We start from the raw sequence: 20586 nt of genomic DNA, 5'->3' as shown, positions 1-20586 counted from the left end.
ACGAAGGGAGGCTCAGGCCTCCCTTTTTGCATGTTCGCTGCGTGGATCGGGCGCCGTCCGGCCGGGTGGAATCAGCCCGCCGGCGCGGTGGCGGGGGGCTGCACGGTGTTGAGTAGCGGGGCGCAGGGATCGGGCCGCTCGCGCCAGAAGCGGCGTTCCAGCTCCGCCGCCGGCAGCGGTTTGCTGAACAGATACCCTTGCAGGGTGTCGCAGAACATATACGTCAACGCGGTGGCTTGTTCGTCGGTTTCCACGCCTTCCGCCACCACGCGAAGCTGCAGCGAATGGGCCAGCGCGATGATGGCGCCGGTCAGCGTCATCGCGTCCTGATCGTTCAGCATCGCGCGGACGAAGGACTGGTCGATTTTCAGCTCCTGGGTGGGCAGCTTGGCCAGATAGGACAGCGAGGAATAACCGGTGCCGAAATCGTCGATGGAAATGCCCACTTGCATGTCGCGGATGCGGCGCAGCGTTTCGCCGCAGGTGTTCAGATTGTCCAGCACCACGGTTTCGGTGATTTCGATGTCTATGCCCGGCACGGCGGCGCCTTCGCTCAAGGCCTGTTGCAACTGTTCGGAGAAATCGGCCTGGCGCAGTTGCAGCGGGGAGACGTTGACCGCGATGCGCGGCGCCGGATAGCCGGCCTCCAGCCAGCGCAGATGGTCGCGCGCGGCCTGACGCAAGGCCCAGACGCCCACCTCCAGGATCAGGCCGGTTTCCTCCAGCAAGGGGATGAATTGCGCCGGCGACACCAGGCCGCGCTCCGGGCTCTGCCAGCGCAGCAGCGCCTCCACGCCGACGATCTGCCGCGACACCGCGTCCACTTTGGGCTGGTAGTGCAGCACGAACTCCTGGCGCTCCAGCGCCAGACGCAGCCGGTTTTCCAGCTCCAGCGTCACCGCGGCGCGTTCGCTCATCTCCTGACGGTAGAACAAATAGCGCTCATTGGTGCTTTGCGCCAGTTTGAGCGCGGCTTCCGCGTTCTCCAGCAGGCTTTCCGCGTCGGCGCCGTCTTCCGGGAAGATGGCGATGCCGAATTTGGCCGACACGCGCAACTGCTTGTCCAGGATGGCGATGGGCTGGGCGACGCAGTGTTCCTGCAACTGCATCACCTGACGCGCAATGTCCTCCTCGCTCTTGACCTCGGGGATGATCAGCGCGAAGCGGTCTATCTTGACGCAGGCCAACAGCCGGGCCTCTTCGGTAAACGACTCCAGCCGCGCCGCCAGCAGGCGCAGCACCTGGTCGCCGGCCCAGCGGCCGTAGACGTCGTTGATGGATTTGAAGTGCTCGATGTCGAGGAAGATCACCGCCAGGCGGCGCTGTTCATGGTGGCTGGAGCTGATTTGCTGCGCCAGGCGCTCGTGGAACAGGCTGCGGTTAGCGAGGCCGGTCAGCTCATCGTAGTAGGACAGGAAGTGCAGCCTTTCCTCTTTTTCGATGTGATCCAGCGCGAAAGCGATGTCGCCGGCCAGTTCGGCCAGCAGCTGCATTTCCTCGTGGTCGAAGGCGTTGGCTTCGTTGGAGCACAGCGTCAGCGAGGCGGCGCGTTGTCCGGGCAGCGGCAGCGGCAGGCAGGCCAGCGAGCGGATGCCTTGCGCCAGCAATTGCTCGCGCGCCGCGTAGGGCAGCGGCGAGCCAAGCTGATTGCAGACGATGTTGCCGCCGCTGGCGATGGCGGCGGCGGACAGTTGCAGCAGCGCGTCGGCGTTGGGAGGCGGCTCGGTCTGTCCTTGCAGCGCGGCGATGCGGTGTTCGCCGTCGCTCCGGTCCAGCATGCTGATCCAGACCAGTTTGAACGCGCCGCTCTGGGTGGCGATGCGGCAGGCTTCGCGAAACAGTTCCTGGCGGTCGTGGCAGCGCACGATCAACATATTGATGCCGCTGAGGATGGCGTAAACGCGGTTGAGCCGTTCTATGCGCAGCCGCAGCATGGAGTGTTGCAAGGTGATGGCCAGTTGCTGGGCGAAGGCCCGGGCGATCTCCAGATGCTCGAAGCCATGCTGGGCAACCTCCTGGAAGGCCAGGTTCAAGGAGCCCAGCAACTGCCCTTCCGCCATCAGCGGCAGCCGCAGATAGGCGCGCACGCCGTGGCTGCGCAGCCATTTGACCAGCGCCGGCGGCTGCGCCAGCGTGGTGATGTCGTGCATGAAGCTGGGCTGTCCGCGCTTGAGTTGCTCCAGATCGCTCAAGCCATAGCTGGAGAAGGGGAAGCGGCTGTCGATCGGGATCTCGTCCTTGGCGTCGCACTCCAGCGCCAGGAAGATGGTTTCCTCGTGCCTCCAGTCGAACACCGTGGCCGACGCGCCCCAGAACGGCACCAATTGCGCCAGCATGCGCAAGGCCTCCTGCGCGGTTTGCTGCGGGCTGGCGGCGGACAGCAGGGTCAGGCCCATGTCGCGCAGCGACTCCAGCTGCTGGCTGTGGCGTTTGAGCTCCTGTTCGGTTTTCAGCCGCAGAGTGATGTCGCGCATGATGGCGGTGTAATACTTCTGGCCTTCCACCTCCAGCTGGGACACCGAGGCTTCTGCGTAGAACTCGCTGCCGTCGGCGCGCAGCCCGCGCACGCCGCCGGCCGGCGCCAGGCTGCGGCTGACCGGGCCGTTCTGACCGAAGCCGTGGATCAGCTGAGCGTGGCCGGGCCGGAGCGCTTCCGGCACCAGCATGTCTATCTGCCGGCCCAGCACCTGTTCGGCGCGATAGCCGAATGCCTGTTCCGCCGCGGGGTTGAACAGGATAATGTTCAGATCGGCGTCGATGGTGACGATGGCGTCCATCGCGGTGTTGATGATGCCGGCGCGTTGCATCTCGCTGAGGCGGATCGCCGTGACATGCGTTTGCAACTGGTCCAGCATCAAGTTGAACTGGCGCGACACCGCGCGCAATTCTTGCGGCCCCAGTTCCGGGGCGCGTGCTTGCGCGTCGCCGTCGGCCACCGCTTGCGCGGTTTCGGCCAAGCGGCGCGCCGGCCGCGTCAGCGCGCGGCTGAAGCTTTGCGCCAGCAAGCCGCAGAGCAGCAAGGTGACGATGCCGCTGGCCGCGCTCCAGCGCAGGCGGCTGTAGTAGGGCGCGAGCACCACTTGTTCCGGCAGCGCGGCGATGATCAGCCAGTTGGCCTGGGAGAATTTGCGGTAGGAGTAAAGCCGCGACACCCCGTCGCGGCCGACGCCCAGTTCGAAGCCGGAGGCGTTGCCGCGGATGCGAGCGATGGTGCGGGCGACGTTGATCGAGGTTTTGCCGTGCCACAGCGCGGGGTCGGGGTAACGCAACAGAAAAGCCGCTTGCGAGCTCAGCACCGCGATGGTCAGCTTGCGGTCCAGCGTCGAGGGCAAGACCTGGGCCTGCAGCGTCAGCAAGTCCATTTGCACGGTCAGCAGACCAATGGGCCGGCCTTGCTCGTCGCGCACCGGATAGCTGGGCATTATCACCCAGCGCTGGGTGGCGGGCTCCAGCAAGGGCTCGCTGAGCATCAGTCCGGGCGCCGCCAGCGCGCGCTGGAACCAGTCGGCCTTGGTCGGCGGCGTTCTGACCGCGGGATTGGACGCGTGGCTGCAGACTTGCAGGCCGGTGGCGCTGCTGAGCGTCAGTTGGGTGGCGGAGGGAAAGCTCAGCGCGATGTCGCGGAACGCGACGGCGCATTCATCGAAGTCGAAGCGACGTATCGGCGTCCGCCTGCTCAACTGCGCCAGCACGCGTTCCAGTTCCGTGATCTTGCTCGCCAGCGCCTGATCCACCTGGTCGGCCAGCACGCGGGTCTGATCCTGAGCGGCGTCGCGCATGTCGCGGGCCGATTCGAAGGCGCCGATGCCGATCAGCGCCGCGGCGGGCAGCAGGCAGGCCAGCGCGAACAGCAGCAACTGAGCGCGCAAGCCCAGTCCGCTGACGAAGGACAGAATGCGGTTCAGGCCTGCGCGCATGTGGCGGGTACTCTCCGGGGCTGGGGATACTCAAAAATTAGTTCCTGTCGCCGGAGGGGGCAAGTCATATGTATGCCAAATGCGTTGCCTGGGCCGCGGGCGTGCGGCCGCCCCCGCGCAAGCCTTGCCAGGCAAGGCTTTCACGGGGGAAACCCGGTGCTAAGTACTTACACTTAGACGGCTGGGGAGGGCGGCTTCCGACGCTCAGAGGAACATGCCGCCGGAGGCTTCCACGCGCTGACCGTTGACCCAGGCGGCGCCGTCGCTGAGCAGGGTGGCGATGGCGCCGCCGATGTCGTCGGGGCGGCCGACGCGGCCCAGCGCGGTTTGCGCGGCGATATGGGCGTTGACCTGTTCGTTGTCGCGCACCAGGCCGCCGCCGAAGTCGGTTTCAATCGCGCCGGGGGCGATGACGTTGACCGCGATGCCACGCGGCCCCAGCTCCTTGGCCAGGTAGCGGGTCAGCACCTCCACGCCGCCCTTCATCGCCGCGTAGGCGGCGTAGCCGGGCAGGGCAAAGCGGGTCAGGCCGGTGGAGACGTTGAGAATGCGGCCGCCGTCGGCGATCAGCGGCAGCAGCGTCTGAGTCAGGAAGAACGGGCCTTTGAGCTGGATGTTCATCAGTTGGTCGAACTGCGCCTCGCTGGTGTCGGCGAAGGCGGCGTGGATGCCGATGCCGGCGTTGTTGACCAGAAAATCGAAGTCGGCGCGTTGCCATTGCTCGGCCAGCGTCTGGCGCAGCCGATCGGCAAAGGCGGCGAAGCCGGCGCTCTGGCCGACGTCCAGCGCCAGCGCGGCGGCCTGGCCGCCCAGTGCTTGAATCTCGGCGACCACCGCCTCGGCGTCGGCGGCGCGGCTTTGGTAGGTGATGACGACGTCCACGCCCTGGCGCGCCAGGTGCAGGGCCGCGCTTTTGCCCAGGCCGCGGCTGCCGCCGGTGATGACTGCGATTTTCTTGCTCATGGGAATCTCCTGTAGGGGGCGGGTGCAGGCTTGGACCCGATGAGCTCAGTTTATTGTATGGTTTTTGATAAACAAATATGATTATTTAAATTATAGTGTTCGTATATTGATAACAATTGGCGGCGGCATGAACAAGCTGGAAGCGATGCAGATTTTTGTCCGGGTGGCCGAGTTGTCCAGCTTCACGCAGGCGGCGGACAGCTTGGGCCTGCCCAAGGCCAGCATCTCGGTGGCGGTCAAGCAGACCGAATCCTGGCTGGGCGCGCGCCTGCTGCACCGGACCACGCGCAAAGTGCAGATGACCCAGGATGGGCAGGCTTTTTACGAGCGTTGCAAGGACGTGCTGGCGGACATGGACGAGTTGCAAAGCATGTTCCAGCGCGGCGAGGAGGCGCTGGGCGGGCGGCTGAGGGTGGACATGCCCAGCGGCGTGGCGCGCTATCAGGTATTGCCGCGGCTGGACGAATTCCTGCAGCGCCACCCGCGTTTGGAGCTGGAGCTGAGCAGCACCGACCGCAAGGTGGACATCGTGCGAGAAGGTTTCGATTGCGTGCTGCGCGTGGGGGAGCTTGGCGACTCCAGCCTGGTGGCGCGGCCGCTGGGACGTTTTCGGCAGCTCAATTGCGCCAGCCCCGGCTATCTGGCGCGTTACGGCGCGCCGGCCGGCCTGGAGGACCTGGCGCGGCACCGGCTGGTTCACTACGTTTCCACCCTGGGCGCGCGCCCGGCCGGCTGGGAGTGGCGGGACGGCAACGGCAGTCATTGGCTGGCCATGGCCGGCAGCGTCATCGTCAACAACGCCGACGCCTACCAGGCCGCCTGTCTGGCCGGGCTGGGCCTGATTCAGGCGCCGGAGTCCGGCGTGCGCCATTTGCTGGACAGCGGCGAACTGGTGGAAGTGCTGCCGGACTACCGCGCCGCGCCGATGCCGGTCACGCTGTTGTACGCCCACCGCCGCAACCTGCCGCGCCGGGCGCAGGTTTTCATGGATTGGCTGGCGGAGGCGCTGGCGCCGCATCTTGTGTGAATCGGGCGCAAACATGGCGGGCCGGGGCCAAGCTGCCCTATCATGGAGGCCGGTCAACCATTTTAGAACCTGTTTACGATTATGCGCGTTGGCGATACGGCGTTGAAAACCCCTTCGAAATGCTCATGTACCGTGTGTACATTCCGCTTTCTCAGCGGTTTTCGCCTTGTCTCGCCTTGGCTCGCGAGATCGTAAACACGTTCTTACTTCGTCATATTCCCGCCATGATTGTTAGATCCACTTCTTCCTGGCTGCGCCTGTTGTTTGTCTGGCACGGTTCGGTGCTGCCGCGCATCATGCCGCGCCTGCTGCTGGTCTTCTTCATTTCCATCGCCGCCGCCGCCGTGCGCGGCTGGTGGCTGAGCGAACACGCGGACTCCGCGCTCAGCATTCCCGCCTTTACCTTGATGGGGGTGTCGCTGGCCATCTTCCTGGGTTTTCGCAACTCAGTCAGCTACGAGCGCTTTTGGGAGGCGCGCAAGCTGTGGGGCAGCTTGCTGATCGTCAACCGCTCGCTGGCGCGGCAGGTTCTGTCGCTGGCGCCGGACAATGCGGACGCGCGGCGTCTGATAGACGGCTGTTGCGCCTTCGCCTACGCGCTCAAGGCGCAGTTGCGCGGCGACGACGCCGACGCCCATCTGCGCCGTTTGCTGCCGGAGGAGATTCTGGACAAGGCGTTGGCGGCGCGCTTCAAGCCGGCGCTGATCCTGTCCTGGCTAGGGCAATTGGCCGCGCGCATGCGCGGCGACGGCGTGTTGGGCGATATGCAATGGCATGCGCTGGACCGTAATCTGAACTCGCTGTCGGAAGTGCTGGGCGGCTGCGAGCGCATCGCCTCCACGCCCATTCCCTTCACGTACCGGGTGCTGCTCAACCGCACCGTCACGGTGTACAGCCTGCTGTTGCCGGCCGGCCTGGTTACCAGCATAGGCTGGCTGACGCCGGCGATCGCGGTCTTCATCGCCTACACCTATCTGGCGCTGGAAGTGATAGGCGAGGAGCTGGAGGAGCCGTTTGGCAAGGAGGGCAACGACCTGCCGCTGTCCGCGCTCTGCCACGGCATCGAGGCTTCCTTGCGCGAGATGCAGGGCGAGGAGGCGGCGACTCCGGCGCCGTCGCAGCAGGGCATTTATCTGTATTGAGCCATCGAGCCGCATAGCTTAGAACCTGTTTACGCTCTAGCGAGCTAAGGCGGGACAAGGCGTACTCATCGTGCCGCATCTCACGAAGCGCAGCAGGTCGTAAACAGGTTCTTACAGCGCGGCCAGCTCGTCCAGGCTGATGATGCGGGCTATCGTCGCCAGCTGGCGCATCGAGGTCTGATGCTCTTCCTCGCTGGCGGCGGCGCAGCCGTCCTCCAGCACCAGCACCTGGTAATCGCGGTCGTGAGCGTCGCGTGCGGCGGCCTGCACCGCCCAAGTGCTGCTGACGCCGGACAGGATCAGGCGTTCGATGCGATGGGCGCGCAGCACCGCTTCCAGCGAGGTGGCGTAGAAGGCGCTGACGCGCGGCTTGATCACGATGGCGTCTTCCGGCCTTACGTCCAGCTCCGGGTGGAAGGCGGTGCCGGGGCCGGACAGATCCAGCGCGCCGAATTCGTGAGCGCGGCCGAACAGCGGCGAGGCCTTGGGTTGTTCCACATAGGAGGGCGCGAAGCCCACTTTCACCTGCGCCACCAGCCAGCGGCGGCGGCGCGCCTCGGCGATGGCCTGGTTGGCGGCGGCGATGACGCCGCGTTGACGCGCGTGCTCGGCGCAGCGGGCGACCTTGCCGCCGTCCATCATGATGTCGCGAATATAGTCCAGTCCGATAAAAGCGGTGTTCATCGCTGAGTTCCTTATGGCGTATTGATCAAGACCGGCGAACGGCCGGCGTTTCAGCCGCGGCCAGTTCCGCCAGCAGCTCGCCGGCGGCGAGCAGCAGTTCCAGGCGCTGCGGCGGCAGTCCGGCCAGAGCGGCGCGCAGCCAGTCGTCTTTGCGCAGGCGGTGAGCGTCAAGGACCTGGCGGCCGGCGCCGCTCAGGCGAATCCGGACTTTGCGGCCGTCTTCGGGGTCGCCGGCGCGCAGAATCAGGCCGCCGGCGTCGAGTTCGCGCAGCAGGCTGGCCAGGTTGGAACTGCGCAGCTTTTCCGCGCGGGCCAGCGCAGACGGCGTTGCGGCGCCGTCCGCGCGTTCGATGCTGGCCAGCAGCGAAAGCTGGGCAAACGGCAGTTCGTCGTCTTGGGCCTCCTGGCGCAAGCGGCGCGTCAAGGCCATCAGTTGCAGGCGCAGCCGGGACACGGCCTCCACCGGGATCGATGAGTTAGGCATTTTTCTATTTTAACATAGCTATGTTTATATAGATAAGTCGGCGAGAAAACGGCGCCGCCAGCGACGCCGAGGCCGGCTCTAGCCTTGTTTCTGACAGTTGCTCATCCAGCGTATGCCGAAGCGGTCCACCAGCATGCCGAAGCGGGCGCCCCAGAAGGCGTCGTGCAGCGGCTCGTTGATCTGGCCGCCCTGGGCCAGGGCTTCAAAGATCGCGGTCTGCTCCGTCTCGCTGTCCAGCATGAAATTCAGCGTGATGTTTTCACCGATGGCGGGCGTGCGGCCCGGCATGCCGTCGGAGGCCATGAAATGAACGCCTTCGGCTTTGAACTCGGCGTGCAGAATCTTGTTCTTGGCCTCGTCCGGGCTGGGGAAGTCCGCGTCGCCGAAGCGCATCAGCGCCACGATTTCGCCGTTGAAGCATTGGCGGTAGAAGGCCAGCGCCTGTTCGCACTGGCCGTGGAAGTTGATGTAGGGCAGCAGGGTTTTCATCAGGGAGACTCCTGGTGGGTGGGGAGGGGCGGCCGTGTTTCAGGCTTGCAGGCATTGCCGCAGCGCATTGTTGACGGCTTCCACCGTTGCCGGCCGGGTCAGGCGAGCGGTTTCCTGGCCGTGGCGCAGGAAAATCAGCGTAGGCCACAGCTTGACGCGGTAGCTGCGTCCCAGGCGGCGGCCCGGCCCGTCTTCGATTTGCAAATGACGGACATCGGGATAGGCCGCCAAGGCTTGTCGAATCAGAGGCTGAGCCGCCTGGCAGTGGCCGCACCAGGGCGCGCCGAATTCCAGCACGGTGACGCCGGGCTGGGCATCCAGTTCGGTGCGTTCCGGCGCCGGGTCGCGATAAAGCTTGTCCATGGTCAGGCTGGGGCAAGGGTGGATTTTAAATATGCCAAAGGACTTGCGTATTTGCCAGCGCCGTGATGAGAGGGCTGGCGGGGCGGGCTTGCCAAAGCCGGGCAAAACCGCGACGATGCAGGCCGTTTCATCAATGGCTCGGGGTTTGAACTCATGAAATCGCGCAATGTTTCCGGCGGCTTGGTGTATTCCACCGAACACGGCCGCATGTGTCCGCAGTGCGGCTTTGCCGTTGCCCAATGCCAATGCGGCAAGCAGGAGGCGCCGGCCGGCGACGGCGTGGTGCGGGTGCGCAGGGAAACCAAGGGCCGCAACGGCAAGGCGGTCACCGTGATTCAGGGCGCGCCGTTGAACGCGCTGGAACTGGCGCAGCTGGGCAAACAGCTGAAAAACGCCTGCGGCAGCGGCGGCACGGTCAAGGACGGCGTCATCGAGATCCAGGGCGATCATTGCGAGCAGGTGCAGAGTTTGCTCAAGCAGCGCGGCTGGACGGTGAAGCGCGCCGGCGGCTAGACGCGCTCTAAAGCCTGTAGCGCCTTGTCGGAGACGAGGCGGCGGGCATGCTTTTGAAATGTTCATCACCGTACGGCCCTGCCGCTTTTTCAGCGGCAGGGCCTTGTCTCGCGCTGGCTTGCGAGGTTTTGGAACAGCGGCTTGGGATTGCGCCGGAATGAAAAAGCCCGCGGCGTGCCGCGGGCGGGGTGGGGCGATGGGGCTTAGGCCGGCTGCGCCTGCCGCTGCGGGCTGGGGCTGAGCGGCGTCCGTCGCTGCAGCTCGGCGGCGAATTGCGCGCCGAATTGTTCCAGATATTGGCGTTGCAGCAGGCATTCATGCGGCGCGTTTACCTCGTACTCAATCAGCTTGCCGGAGACGTAGGGCTGCCAGAGCGACGGCTGCTGGTCTTCGGGGCGCAGGATGTCGGTGGTGGCGCGGATGAAGATCAGGTCGCCGTCGTAACGCTGGTAGCGGCAGCGGGCGAGCAGTTCCAGCATCAGCTTGGAGTCGTTCACCAGCCGGGTCAGAAACTCCTCGCCGACCTGGCTGCCGCCCAGCGCTTCTTCCATTGCGCTCTTCAGCCCCTTGATGCCGGCGCGCGGCGCGCCGACGATGGCCCGGGTCATGCGGGTGATGATGGTGGCGTCGTCCAGTTTCAGCGAGGCCGGCCCGCCCTGCAGCGGATAGCTGTCGAACATGCACAGGAAGCTGACTTCGTGGCCGTCGGCCTGCAGCATGGCGGCCAGGCGCAGCGCCAGATTGCCGCCCACCGACCAGCCCGCCAGCTGATACGGCCCCTGCGGCTGCACCGCCTGGATGCGTTGCCGGTACTCCTCCGCCAGTTCGTCCAGCGATTCGACGATGCGTTCCGGGTCGCGCAGTATCGGCGACTGGATGGCGTACAGCGGCTGGTCCTCGGGCAGGAAGGGCAGCAGGCCGGCATAGGGCCAGGCGATGCCGCCGCCCGGGTGAATGCAGAATAGCGGCGGGCGGCCGCCCTGGACGCGCAGCGGCAACATGGCGTCGAAAGGATCGCTGAAAGCGGCGGGCCGTTGCAGGCGCAGGGCCAGCTGGCGCGGCGTGGGGGCGGCCAGGAAGTCGGCGATGCCCAGCGAGACGCCGAAGGTTTCCCTGACGCGGTTGATCAGTTGCAGCCCCAGCAGCGAATGGCCGCCCAGCGCGAAGAAGTTCTGATTGGCGTAGACCTCGCCGCATTCCAGCGCCGTTGCGAACAAGCGGCACATGATTTCCTCTTCAGGCGTGCGCGGCGGAGCCTGTTCGCCGTCGTCCAGCAGCGTCGGCGTCGGCAGCTCGCCGGTGGCCAGCTTGCCGTTGGGCGTCAGCGGGAAGACGGGCACCACCATGATGACGCTGGGGATCATATGATGCGGCAATTGCCGGCTCAGCGCCTGTTTCAGGCCTTCGCTGTCCAGGTCCAGCTGTTGGTTGGCCACATAGCCGACGATGGCCGGGCCGTGGGGCAGGTCCCGCAGCAAGGCGACGGCGTCCTCTACACCGCCGCAGCCCAGCAGGGCGTTCTTGATTTCGTCCAGCTCGATGCGCAGCCCGCGCAGCTTGATCTGATTGTCTTGGCGGCCCTGATAGTGGATGCGGCCGGCGTGGTCGAAGAACACGCGGTCGCCGGCCCGGTACATGGTGTCGGCGGGGTCCAGCAAATCGGGGACGAAGCCTTTGGCCGTCAGCTCCGGGCTGTTGCGGTAACCGCGGGCCACGCCGGGGCCGCCGATGAACAGATCGCCCCAGGCGCCGGGCGGCAGCAGCCTCTGCCGCGGGTCCACCACATAGAGCCGGGTATTGGCGGTGGCGGGTCCGATGGACAGGTCGCCGTCGCCGTAGTCGGCGTTGATCGAGGTGGCGAAGGAGGTTTCGGTCGGTCCGTAGACATTGAGCAGGCGGCAGTGGGAGAAGCGCGCCAGCAGCGCCGGCGTGCAAGGCTCGCCGCCCAGCATCAGGACGGTGTCTTGCGGGAAGTCCTCGGTCTGGTGGTAGGCCAGCAGGCTGGGCGTCATGACCACGAGCTTGATGTTTTCCCGTTTGACCAGCGCGGCCAGCGGCTTGCCGGGCGCGCTGGCGACTTTGTCGCAGATGACCAGGGTGGCGCCGGCCAGCAGCGTCATCATGATTTCCAGCACCGACATGTCGAAGCCGGCGGCGATGAATTGCAGCACGCGCTGGCCAGCTTGCAGCCCCGCCGCCCGGATGGCGGTGTCGGCGATGGGCACCAGGTTGCGGTGGCTTACTTCCACGCCCTTGGGCTTGCCGGTGGAGCCGGAGGTGTAGATCAAATAGCCGGGCGCGGCGGGGTCTACGCGGGGAAGCGGTAGGGCGGCCGGCGGCAGCGCGTCCAACGCCGCGGCGTCCAGGAGCAGCTGTTTTTCCGGCGCGATCCCGGCCTTGACGGCGTCGCCGCCGGCGACGATGACCGCGGCCGGCGAGGCGTCGGCCAGAATGTATTCGATGCGGGCTTCCGGCAGGTCGGGGTCCACCGGCACATAGCCTGCGCCCAGCTTGAACAGCGCAACGGCCGCGACCGCCCACTCTATGCTGCGCGACACGATGACGGCGACATCGTCCCCGGGCCGCACGCCGCGCGTCTGCAGCAGGCTGGCCAGGCGGTTGGCGCGCTCGTCCAGCTCGGCGTAGCTGAGTTCGCGCTCTCCCTGGCGCAGCGCCGGCCGATGGGCGTGGCTTAGCGCAGAGGCGGCGAAGGCGTCGGCGAAGACCGGTAGCGCGTCGGCGCGCGCCGGCAGCGGATAGCGGCGTTCTCGTTCGCCCGGCAGCAGCAGTTGGTAATCCGCGGCGAGGGTTTCCGGGTTGGCGACGAAATGCTCGAGCAGCAGGATCATCCGCTGATAGTGAAGTTCCAGCGCCTCTAGCGGGTAGAGATCGGCGTTGGCGTTGAAGCCTATCTCCAGCCGCCCGTCGGCGTTGCGGTCGAAAATGTCGATGCCGAGATGATCGGCCGGACCGTTGGCGACATTCTGCACCGTGGCTTCGCAGCCGTCGAAGCTCACTTCCTGGTCATAAGCCACGATATTGAGCAGGGTGTTGAACAGCGGCTTGTGACCGCGTTCCGCGTACAGGTCGCGGATCATGGCCTCCGAGCGGTAGCCCTGATGCAGCAGATGGCGGCGCAGCTGGCGCTGGATGTCCGCCGCAACCGACAGCACCGTGGCCTCCGGCGCGAAGGAGATGCGCAGCGGCAGGATGTTGGCCACCATGGCCGGAATCTCGCGCAGGGCTTTCAGCTGACGGGCCGCCACCGGCATGCCCACCGCCAGTTCGCTCTGGCCGGTCATGCGGTGCAGATAGGTGGCGCAGGCCGCCAGCAGCAGGCTGGACAGACGCAGGCGGTGTTGGCCGGCGGTTTCCCGCAGCCCGTCCACCGCCGCGCCGGAGAAGGCCTTGCGCAGGCGGTTCAGCTTGCGCAGGGGCGCGTCGCCGGGGACCAGTTGGGTGGCGTCGGGCAGGTCCAGGCAGTATTGGCGCCAGTAAGACTGGTCCTTGAGATAGGACTCGCTCTGGCGATAGGCCTGCTCCGCCTCGAACACCTGGCTCAGCGGCTGCGCCGGCAGCGCTTCGATGGCTTCGCCGCGCGCCAGCCGGACATAGCAATCGGTGATGTGCTTGAACAGGATGGCGTGGCCGAAACCGTCCACCACCAGATGGGAGCCCAGCTCTATCATGCGGTGGCGACGGTCGCTCAGTTTGACGATCAGATACCGGATCAGCGGTTGTCGAGCCAGGTCCATATCGTCGGCCAGCAAGCCGTTCAGCATGGCGGCGTAGGCCTGCTCGGGGTCTGCTTCGGCCGATAGGTCGTGCCAGGAGAAATAGGCGTCGTGCAATTCGGGGCGCAGGTGTTGCCGGTATTGGCCGGTGACCGCGTCCATCTCGAAGGCGGCGCGCAGGGTTTCCACTTGTCTGCACACGGTCTTGATGGCCTGCTCCAGCAGCGGGGCCTGCAAGTCGCCGGTGAATTCGATCACATCGCACAGGTGATAATGGAGATTACGGCCTTCCTGGCCGATGGCCAGGCAGACTTCCTGCTGGGCGGCGCTCAGCGGGCAGATCGATTTATCGTCTAGCATAATGTTTCCAATATGGTTTTTACAGTTGTTTATATTTATTTAAAATAAAGTTAAGGGCGAATGAAGGCGCGACAAAAAAGAAGGACGCGTCGCCGCTATCGTTGCGGCTTTAGTGCGGGATGGGTTTTACGGGCGGCGGACAGGCCCGGAGAGGGGCGGGTCGGTTGGCGACGCCGTGGATTGGCGTGGCAGACGGAGTACGGTGCGCGTTGCGGCGTTTTTCATGGGTGCCCTGCACATGTCGTATAAGACAGGCCGAATATGTCGTTTTGATAATACGTGGAAATTATATCAATACGGCATGAAATTGACACAGTAAAATTCACTCGACATATGTCGGCGAAGTGGATTTGTCTCATTTGTGCAAACGCACATTTTGAGAGCGTCGATATTGGCTCAAGTACAGCCAAAGCTAGACACGGCAGGCGCTTAATGTTCCGAGATAGTACGATGCGGCGCAGCAAGCTGCACCTTGGCGTGGCGGCGGACAGGGGCGGCGGGAGGACGATGCATGCCGATTGGCGAACAGAGGAGGACGCTGACGCGCTTGCCAGCGCGGTGTTCAAGTCCGGCTTGCCTCCGGTCCGGATAAGCGGGGCGGGCGGGGGTTAGGCGAAACAGCAAAGAAAAAGACCGAAACCCGGCGCCATCCGCTGACGGCGCCCTGTATTTCGGTCTTGTTTGACAGTGACGATCCGGTGTTTAGAACGGTAACCGGAACCGCATACAAGCAAGTTGCTCATTATGTCAATGATTTACATGACAAAAACCTTAATGGATAGGTTGGTGTGTAAAGATCATTTATGTAAAGTGCTTTGCCAGTATGCATCCTTCGCTAGCTGCTCCCATCCTATTGAAGGACTCTCTGGTGAAGTCTAGCGCAGACAAGCAGACTGTTCATTGGCCTTACCCGTTAAGGCGTACATGGCTCAAGGGGTTATTGAGAAAGTGCTGTCGCAACGCATCCCCAATCGCTTTCTCTTTGCGAGCTGTAGCAAGCGCCAAGACTTGATGTCCGTCTTTCCAGCATATGGGAAACTTCGTACGCTTTTTCTTCTCCGCGGCAAGGCGAGCAAGGGCATCTGTTGTAAACTCTCCAGATGTCCACAGCTCGAAAGACAGCCGTGACTCTTTGAGATGTGGCAGGGCTCGCAAATACGCCTGGATTGTGCGAGTTTTCAATAGCCACTTCCCCACCTCCTCCTCGGACACCGTACCCCCCGGCTCTTTCCCCTTACACTCGATCGCAACGCATTCGGCGGACTGCGCAGTAATTTTCAATACATCGATATCCGCCTGGGCCCCGCTTTCTGGGTCGGTTGCGCGCACACCCATGTCGATAGAAACGGCATCCCTCCGCGCAAGATAGGCAGCCATCAGCTCGAACAGGGGCCCACGAAGATTCCCGGCGCGACCCTCTATCTCGCTCAAGCTATCGATCAAGCCGACCAGTCGATCTGGGGTATCCGACGATGCATAGGCGGCAGCCCGGTTAAGGGTTTCAAGAAGCGTTCTCAGTGCCTTGCCGACGCGGAGCCCAAATAACGTGCTCGGCGTCGCCATCATGATTCCGGCTGCGTGACCCGCAGATAATGCGGCGCCCGTAAAACCATCAGCAACAAGAATTGGGAGTAACGTCGCGCCGGTAAGTGTCGCATGAAGGGCATGGGCTTTCCGGATGAAGTAGCGGATGTGGTACTCGTCCAATAGTCCCTCAGCGAACACATCCGCTACCAGGAAACCAGGGGCGCCAGCTTTACCGCGCCGCAGCGATAGGAGATAACTTGGGCCAGTCAAGTCGAAGCCAAATTGTTGGATTGGCTGAAGTTCGAGCTCGCCACGGATGCGGATTTGGTTGTAGGAAGCTGCACCGTTTCGACTCGCCCATTCGCGCAGCCCATCCAAAATGATTCGTTCGGCGACATCTCGCACCTTCAATCTCTGGGTGTCTGCTATTCCAAGCTCATGGCGTCCAACTACGACTACACTCTCGTCACCAATGCGTCGCTCAGTAAGGAGGCCAGCAGTAGAGAGACGATCCAACACGGTCTGTGCAGTTACCTGCTTTTTGACGGGCTTCACGGTCGCACCGCTTACTACTGCGAACTCTGTTTGCGCAACCGCGCCTCGTCGCGCTAGTACTCCATCAAGTGCCATGCCATATACCGACCCTGTACTGCGAAGGTCGCGTTGGAGGGCCTCCCAAAAACGCTCCTCAGTACGTTGGGACTGCGTGTACATGAAGCGAGCCCCCTTAGGAAACAGAGGAACCGGGAACGTTCGAACTGGTGGCTTGATCCGTGAGACGCGCTTACGCGCCGCGTCAGCAGACAGCCCCTTCGACACGAGCCAAGCAGAGACGCTTGCCGCCAGTTGCGGCCCTTCGGCATCCAGATATTCTTCAATACTGAGCATAATCGCTATGGTCACACAGCTTAATTTATAAATAATACTACCACTGTCCCTCTTTTAATTTTCGATGTTCGTTTTTTTTATTAAAAATCAATGGATTGCATCATTGTAAACAAAATTTGGTGTCCAGATGGTGTTCGCCACAGCTCAGCTGTGGCTCCATCTACAACCGCTACAACCACTACAACCACGTAACGACGTCGGGATTGTGCCTGTCGTGCAGGAAGGCGTTGTACTTCAAGGCCGTATCAAGCGGAGGCAAACCCGCCACTCGCGATACAGACGTCTATGTCCACCTGCGGAACTTCATACGCCGCCCTTTTGATAGCTCTGCACAACTTTCACAGACTGTGGAGGGCCATAGAGAGGAGCACGACCCAGCTCGAGAAACTGACGGAGGGTAACCACGACAAGCCAGGACGTACCGGGTGGTACTATTTTCAATTTCTTGCGGGCCCGAATGACAGATGTCCTGCAGGCACTACTAGCCAATCCGCTGTGCATATGTCCGCCTCCCTCGACTTTACGTGCTCGATGTCCGGACGAGCAGAGGATCCCCGTAGACCGTCATTGCAAGCGAAACTTGTGGCTCATGCTCACGTCGGCTAGCTACGTGCAGATTTGCCAGATGGCATGCATCCATCGCCGTAGCGCCTTGCTCCCAGTGTTCCAGGAATGCAGGCAGCCATGCGCCGGGAGCAAGCGACTCTAGTGGCCAAGGCGACGCAATGACAGTTCGGCACCCGTTGTCCAGCAACATCTTCGGCAGCCCCACTGTTGTGCTCATTATCGGATGTCGGTCCACCCGCCCACCGCTGCAGACAAAGAGAATCACAAGCTCAGTGTCCGCTAGCGCCTGGGCTAGGGCAAGCGGCGACTCCTGCAGCGTCCCCTCGTCCACGATGCGGTGGAAATACCTGTTCTCTTGAGTCAGCTGGCCATGGGCCGTCACTATCGCCATCTGCGCCCCCTGGAAGTCTTGCGGGAGGGTGCTTGAGGTATCAAGGATGATATCGTAACGGCTCAGCGTGTTCTCAATCATTGCCTTAACTACGTCCATAGCGCGCAGTTCCTCTGCGTCACCACTATGGGAAATCCAAGCCATGCGCCGTCCATCGCGCCCAGTTGGTTGTCTGCTGATTGATGCAAGCCAGGTCAGTGAGGGCACGACCCCGATAGATGTGTCGTAACCCACCAATCTCCCCTCCCTACCGATGACCAGGTTGAAGGTCAGTTGCGCCACCTTGGGTTCCGCAACGACCAAGACACGCTTGCCATGTGGCATAGGAACACTGAATTGACTCATCGAATCATAGAACTCCTTGTCTCCCACTTCGCGCTCTCGCGCCCCGCGCTCGTCTTCCTTGACCTTCTTCTTAGGGTCGATGAGACCATAGCCATACGGATATTTCTTAGACCAAGTTCTCAACTGGGCCTGTGTTGAATCGGAGGATATGGGAGGGCGCTCGACGTATGCCCCAGTCGAGTCCGCGATTGCTGCAACAAGCTGGCCTTGGTCGTCGAGCGCAACCATCAACACTGAGAGGTCGAACTGCTGTGCTAGCGACTGCGCGTAGTACATCGGCCAGCCCGTTGTCATCGGGTCAGGGGTTGTAGCGAGAGTTAGTCCGCGCTCGGCTAGGAGTTCCATCGCGAGAAAAGCGTCTTGCGGTTCTATCTCGGGAATGACTGGTCGCAACAGCCGATGTGTGGCCACATTGACTGCAACAGCATCGCCGGGAGCATCATGCGAGTATCTAGGGCGGCAGCTCCTGTTATGCAATGCTACGAGGTCGCTTGACGAGGGCCGTGCTGCTGCGAGCGTACGTAAATAGAAGGCGGCGTCCGGGTCGAGAATGCCCAGTACCTTGTCCTTCAGCGCGCTAACATCAGCAGGCACTTCACCGCCTGTGCGCTCATACACTCCAATTACCTGCGCGAAGAGGAAGGCTGCAACGTTGAGTTCATCTTTAAGCTCGATGGCTTCTATAAGAGAATGCTTACAGCCTTCCAGTAACGACTTCAGGCTCGGTAAGTCCGTGGTCGACAACTTTGGCATTCGCAGTGTCAAATCGATCACGTTCAAGCGATGACGCATCAGGTCCGTCATGCCCATCATTGCGAATAGGCGGCGACACGCCTCTAAAAGTTTCTCGGCTTGTTTGAGGAAGCCGAGGTCCCGGGCGATGCGCAGCAGAGCGTACCTCTCCTGAAACAACTCGCTCGCCGGCAGTCGCGCCTGAGTGGCCGCGGCACATGCGAGGCCCACGAGTGCATCCGTGAAGCTGTATGAACGCAGGTAGATGTCTGCATATGCACCCCATGCAAGACGTTTGCGCTCAGGTGAGTCGCCTGTCATCTTGAGAATGAGTTCGGCTAAGTCTCGAGCTCGCTGGTGCTGGCCAAGTAGGGAGTACTTTCCTGTCAGAACTCGTAAAGCATGAATGTCGTCGCTCGCGCCGGGTACGTGCCGGGTCAATGGCGGCAGTAAATGCACCTGGAAGTTGAGCTCTTCAAGCTCCTGCAAACTTTGCCCCTCAAGTGCCTCCTGCTCAATAGACTTCCTCACAAGCCGAGACAACCCCGCTGCATTAGCGCCTACGACTTCAGCCGGTAGCGTCATGCTCGGGTCAAGTACAAAATTCTGACTTGCCCATGAGTCTAAGCGCTGGAGAAACTCGCTAAACTCCTGCGGGGAAGCGACATCAATGCCGGATTGCTCTTCTGCGGGCTCTGACATAGTCTCGGCGAGGTCGAAGGCTACGGCAGCAATCAGCGGAAGACCATTGCGGCCTGCAGACTCGATGGACAAGGTACTGACAAGAAGCGCCCTGAGTTCCGCATCAGTAGGGTGCTGCCCAAGGTGTTCGATGAGCATCCACAAGGGGGCCGTGTAGATGGCTAGTTCATCTGGCCCTATTGCCTCTGCTAGGAGCAGCTGACCCATGACTCGCACGACGAGCCGAGCGGCGGCTGGAGAAAAGCGGGTATCAGGTATTAATTGGCTGGCTAAGGTCAATGCGGCTTCAATCTCGCCAGATTTCTCTGCGTGCCTTGCAGCGCACATCACAGTTAGCTCGTGGTGCTCAGGCCATCGAGCGCCAATTTCATTCAGCAGCAGTGGGTAGTCCAACTCGGTTCCGGGGCGCAGTTTGTCTGCCAGTAGGGTGTGATACTCGGAAAAGCCAGTCTGATCCACAGGATTCGCCTGTGCCTCATCCGCATCTTGCCGGCAGATTCGGAGTAGGCGCAGCTCGCAATCGAATTGCAGGCTTTCGTTTTCAGGGAAAAGGTCTTTGAGCCGTATCCACGCCCGCTTCACAAGTTGGGCGTCGCCTATCTCAGTTGCCATTTGCAACGATGCCGTAAGCGCCTGCTCCTGCGACACTTGGTCGAGAGCGCCTCCAAGCAAGGTTCTGGCAGTCGCTGTGTCCCCGCCTTGGAGGCAAATAGCTGCCCATTGCGTGGCTGTAGTGCCTGAGACGGCAATCTCCTCCAGCAGCTCTCGAATCATTCGCGCGGCGGCCTCGCTATCGCCGGAGCGATGAGTAATCTTCACCCGCACTTGCCTCTTTATCAGCTCCGGAAGGTCTTCAGCCTGAAGCTCGGCGAGTGCCTCTTCTGCGCGTCCGCTTGCTGCAAGTGCATTCATCCACGCAAGTCGAGACATGAAAGCTTCCTGGTCATTCTCGTAAAAACCTGCCACGGAGAGGTTCTCAATCGCCAGGAGGAGGTCCTTGCTTGCAGCCTTCACCGGTGGTTCAGCCGGACTACTCATGAGGACAAAGCCTTCTTTCTGCTCAGCCTGCGCAATAAGTTCCGTTGCCAACCGAGCAGTCTCGTGCACCCATGTGTCTTCTTCCAGTCGGACGCCCCCTTGCTTATATGCCGACGAGTGGACGGACAGGCCCGTGTATAGTGTTACCCAAGGCACAAAGATGAACTGGTTGTTGCCGGCCGCTTCGACTGCGTCTAAAACCCGTTGGGACTCCAAGCTTTCGCATCGCACGAAATTGAACATGGACTTCAGCGTCGTGTGTTCTTCTGGTGCCAGTTGTTTGCCCCGCACCTCAGATACGCCGCTCAAAAGCAACTCAAACGTGGCTTCCGCGTCGCGAGTCCACACCTTGGTAGGCGGTGCGATGAAAGTTAGGCCCTTATAGATGGACCTGTTTTGCACCTTGTCGCGAAGCATGAAGGCGGCCATCGTACAGCGGCTGACGACTTGCTCTTGTGCTGTATGCAAGACTAGAACGGCGCTTCCGGGCTCGGGAATGTGTTCCGCATTGAACAGCATCGACGGATGGAAGCCATCTAGGCTGGCGCCTTCTTCGGACATCAAAACTCTCCCTGCTTTGTGGTGATTGTTCAAGTAGTCTGGCGGCGCAACGCTGTCAGTTGGACTGACTGTGCTAGCTTAGCGCTGCGATTCGGCGGTTGACGCTCTGTGTGGCGTGTACTTCTGGAACCGGCCTGTCATCCGTAATTGGGATTAAAG

The 20586-nt window shown here is 62.4% G+C and carries 12 protein-coding genes; 3 read left to right on the top strand and 9 right to left on the bottom strand.

The features are described from left to right. Positions 1–71: 71 nt before the first annotated feature. Both HQN78_RS10260 and HQN78_RS10255 read right to left on the bottom strand, forming a co-directional pair. Positions 72–3917, bottom strand: a complete 3846-nt coding sequence (locus HQN78_RS10260) for an EAL domain-containing protein (RefSeq protein WP_227107662.1) — start codon at positions 3915–3917, stop codon at positions 72–74. A 204-nt stretch (positions 3918–4121) separates the two neighbouring features. Next, the gene (locus HQN78_RS10255; protein WP_235089377.1) at positions 4122–4880 is read right to left on the bottom strand and encodes an SDR family NAD(P)-dependent oxidoreductase; all 759 of its coding nucleotides are present in this window, start codon (positions 4878–4880) and stop codon (positions 4122–4124) included. Positions 4881–5007: 127 nt separating this feature from the next. On the opposite strand from HQN78_RS10255, the gene HQN78_RS10250 reads away from it, so the two are divergent. Together HQN78_RS10250 and HQN78_RS10245 are read left to right on the top strand one after the other, a co-directional pair. Next, on the top strand, positions 5008–5907 hold the full coding sequence (locus tag HQN78_RS10250) for a LysR family transcriptional regulator (protein ID WP_227103987.1): 900 nt from the start codon (positions 5008–5010) through the stop codon (positions 5905–5907). Between the two features lie 224 nt (positions 5908–6131). Next, positions 6132–7049: a bestrophin family protein gene (locus tag HQN78_RS10245; RefSeq protein ID WP_235089376.1), complete on the top strand. Its 918-nt coding sequence runs from the start codon at positions 6132–6134 to the stop codon at positions 7047–7049. Positions 7050–7160: 111 nt separating this feature from the next. Here the strand turns inward: HQN78_RS10245 and HQN78_RS10240 are convergent, their stop codons facing one another. The 4 genes from HQN78_RS10240 to HQN78_RS10225 all read right to left on the bottom strand — a co-directional run bounded on the left by HQN78_RS10240 (position 7161) and on the right by HQN78_RS10225 (position 9069). Next, positions 7161–7733: an isochorismatase family cysteine hydrolase gene (locus HQN78_RS10240; protein ID WP_107800196.1), complete on the bottom strand. Its 573-nt coding sequence runs from the start codon at positions 7731–7733 to the stop codon at positions 7161–7163. A gap of 25 nt (positions 7734–7758) precedes the next feature. After that, positions 7759–8217 (bottom strand): MarR family winged helix-turn-helix transcriptional regulator, encoded by a 459-nt coding sequence (locus HQN78_RS10235; RefSeq protein WP_235089375.1) that lies wholly within the window; start codon positions 8215–8217, stop codon positions 7759–7761. A gap of 78 nt (positions 8218–8295) precedes the next feature. Further along, the gene (locus tag HQN78_RS10230) at positions 8296–8706 is read right to left on the bottom strand and encodes a VOC family protein (protein WP_107800194.1); all 411 of its coding nucleotides are present in this window, start codon (positions 8704–8706) and stop codon (positions 8296–8298) included. A gap of 39 nt (positions 8707–8745) precedes the next feature. Next, positions 8746–9069 carry a thioredoxin family protein gene (locus HQN78_RS10225; protein WP_235089374.1) on the bottom strand — a complete coding sequence of 108 codons (324 nt, stop codon included), beginning with the start codon at positions 9067–9069 and terminating at the stop codon, positions 8746–8748. Between the two features lie 153 nt (positions 9070–9222). Between HQN78_RS10225 and HQN78_RS10220 the strand changes: the two genes are divergently transcribed. Next, positions 9223–9582, top strand: coding sequence for a translation initiation factor Sui1 (locus tag HQN78_RS10220; RefSeq protein WP_235089373.1), 360 nt, complete (start codon positions 9223–9225; stop codon positions 9580–9582). A 203-nt stretch (positions 9583–9785) separates the two neighbouring features. On the opposite strand, the gene HQN78_RS10215 is transcribed toward HQN78_RS10220, so the two are convergent. The 3 genes from HQN78_RS10215 to HQN78_RS10205 form a co-directional block, all read right to left on the bottom strand. Beyond that, a complete protein-coding gene (locus tag HQN78_RS10215) occupies positions 9786–13676 on the bottom strand; it encodes a non-ribosomal peptide synthetase (RefSeq protein WP_235089372.1) in 3891 nt (1296 codons plus the stop codon). A 906-nt stretch (positions 13677–14582) separates the two neighbouring features. Further along, a complete protein-coding gene (locus HQN78_RS10210) occupies positions 14583–16091 on the bottom strand; it encodes a hypothetical protein (RefSeq protein ID WP_235089371.1) in 1509 nt (502 codons plus the stop codon). A 520-nt stretch (positions 16092–16611) separates the two neighbouring features. Continuing rightward, the gene (locus HQN78_RS10205) at positions 16612–20427 is read right to left on the bottom strand and encodes a CHAT domain-containing protein (RefSeq protein ID WP_235089370.1); all 3816 of its coding nucleotides are present in this window, start codon (positions 20425–20427) and stop codon (positions 16612–16614) included. Positions 20428–20586: the final 159 nt, after the last annotated feature.

Origin of the sequence: Chromobacterium sp. Beijing, assembly GCF_021496765.1 — a bacterium.
GTDB lineage: Bacteria > Pseudomonadota > Gammaproteobacteria > Burkholderiales > Chromobacteriaceae > Chromobacterium.
The sequence above is the reverse complement of the archived record's forward strand: the minus strand, read 5'-3'. Positions and strand labels throughout refer to the sequence as shown.

Coding starts and splice junctions, on each gene's coding strand:
- HQN78_RS10210 (WP_235089371.1), bottom strand. CDS start 16,091: ATGCTCAGTATTGAAGAATATCTGGATGCCGAAGGGCCGCAACTGGCG.
- HQN78_RS10250 (WP_227103987.1), top strand. CDS start 5,008: ATGAACAAGCTGGAAGCGATGCAGATTTTTGTCCGGGTGGCCGAGTTG.
- HQN78_RS10255 (WP_235089377.1), bottom strand. CDS start 4,880: ATGAGCAAGAAAATCGCAGTCATCACCGGCGGCAGCCGCGGCCTGGGC.
- HQN78_RS10225 (WP_235089374.1), bottom strand. CDS start 9,069: ATGGACAAGCTTTATCGCGACCCGGCGCCGGAACGCACCGAACTGGAT.
- HQN78_RS10205 (WP_235089370.1), bottom strand. CDS start 20,427: ATGTCCGAAGAAGGCGCCAGCCTAGATGGCTTCCATCCGTCGATGCTG.
- HQN78_RS10240 (WP_107800196.1), bottom strand. CDS start 7,733: ATGAACACCGCTTTTATCGGACTGGACTATATTCGCGACATCATGATG.
- HQN78_RS10220 (WP_235089373.1), top strand. CDS start 9,223: ATGAAATCGCGCAATGTTTCCGGCGGCTTGGTGTATTCCACCGAACAC.
- HQN78_RS10230 (WP_107800194.1), bottom strand. CDS start 8,706: ATGAAAACCCTGCTGCCCTACATCAACTTCCACGGCCAGTGCGAACAG.
- HQN78_RS10235 (WP_235089375.1), bottom strand. CDS start 8,217: ATGCCTAACTCATCGATCCCGGTGGAGGCCGTGTCCCGGCTGCGCCTG.
- HQN78_RS10215 (WP_235089372.1), bottom strand. CDS start 13,676: ATGCTAGACGATAAATCGATCTGCCCGCTGAGCGCCGCCCAGCAGGAA.
- HQN78_RS10245 (WP_235089376.1), top strand. CDS start 6,132: ATGATTGTTAGATCCACTTCTTCCTGGCTGCGCCTGTTGTTTGTCTGG.
- HQN78_RS10260 (WP_227107662.1), bottom strand. CDS start 3,917: ATGCGCGCAGGCCTGAACCGCATTCTGTCCTTCGTCAGCGGACTGGGC.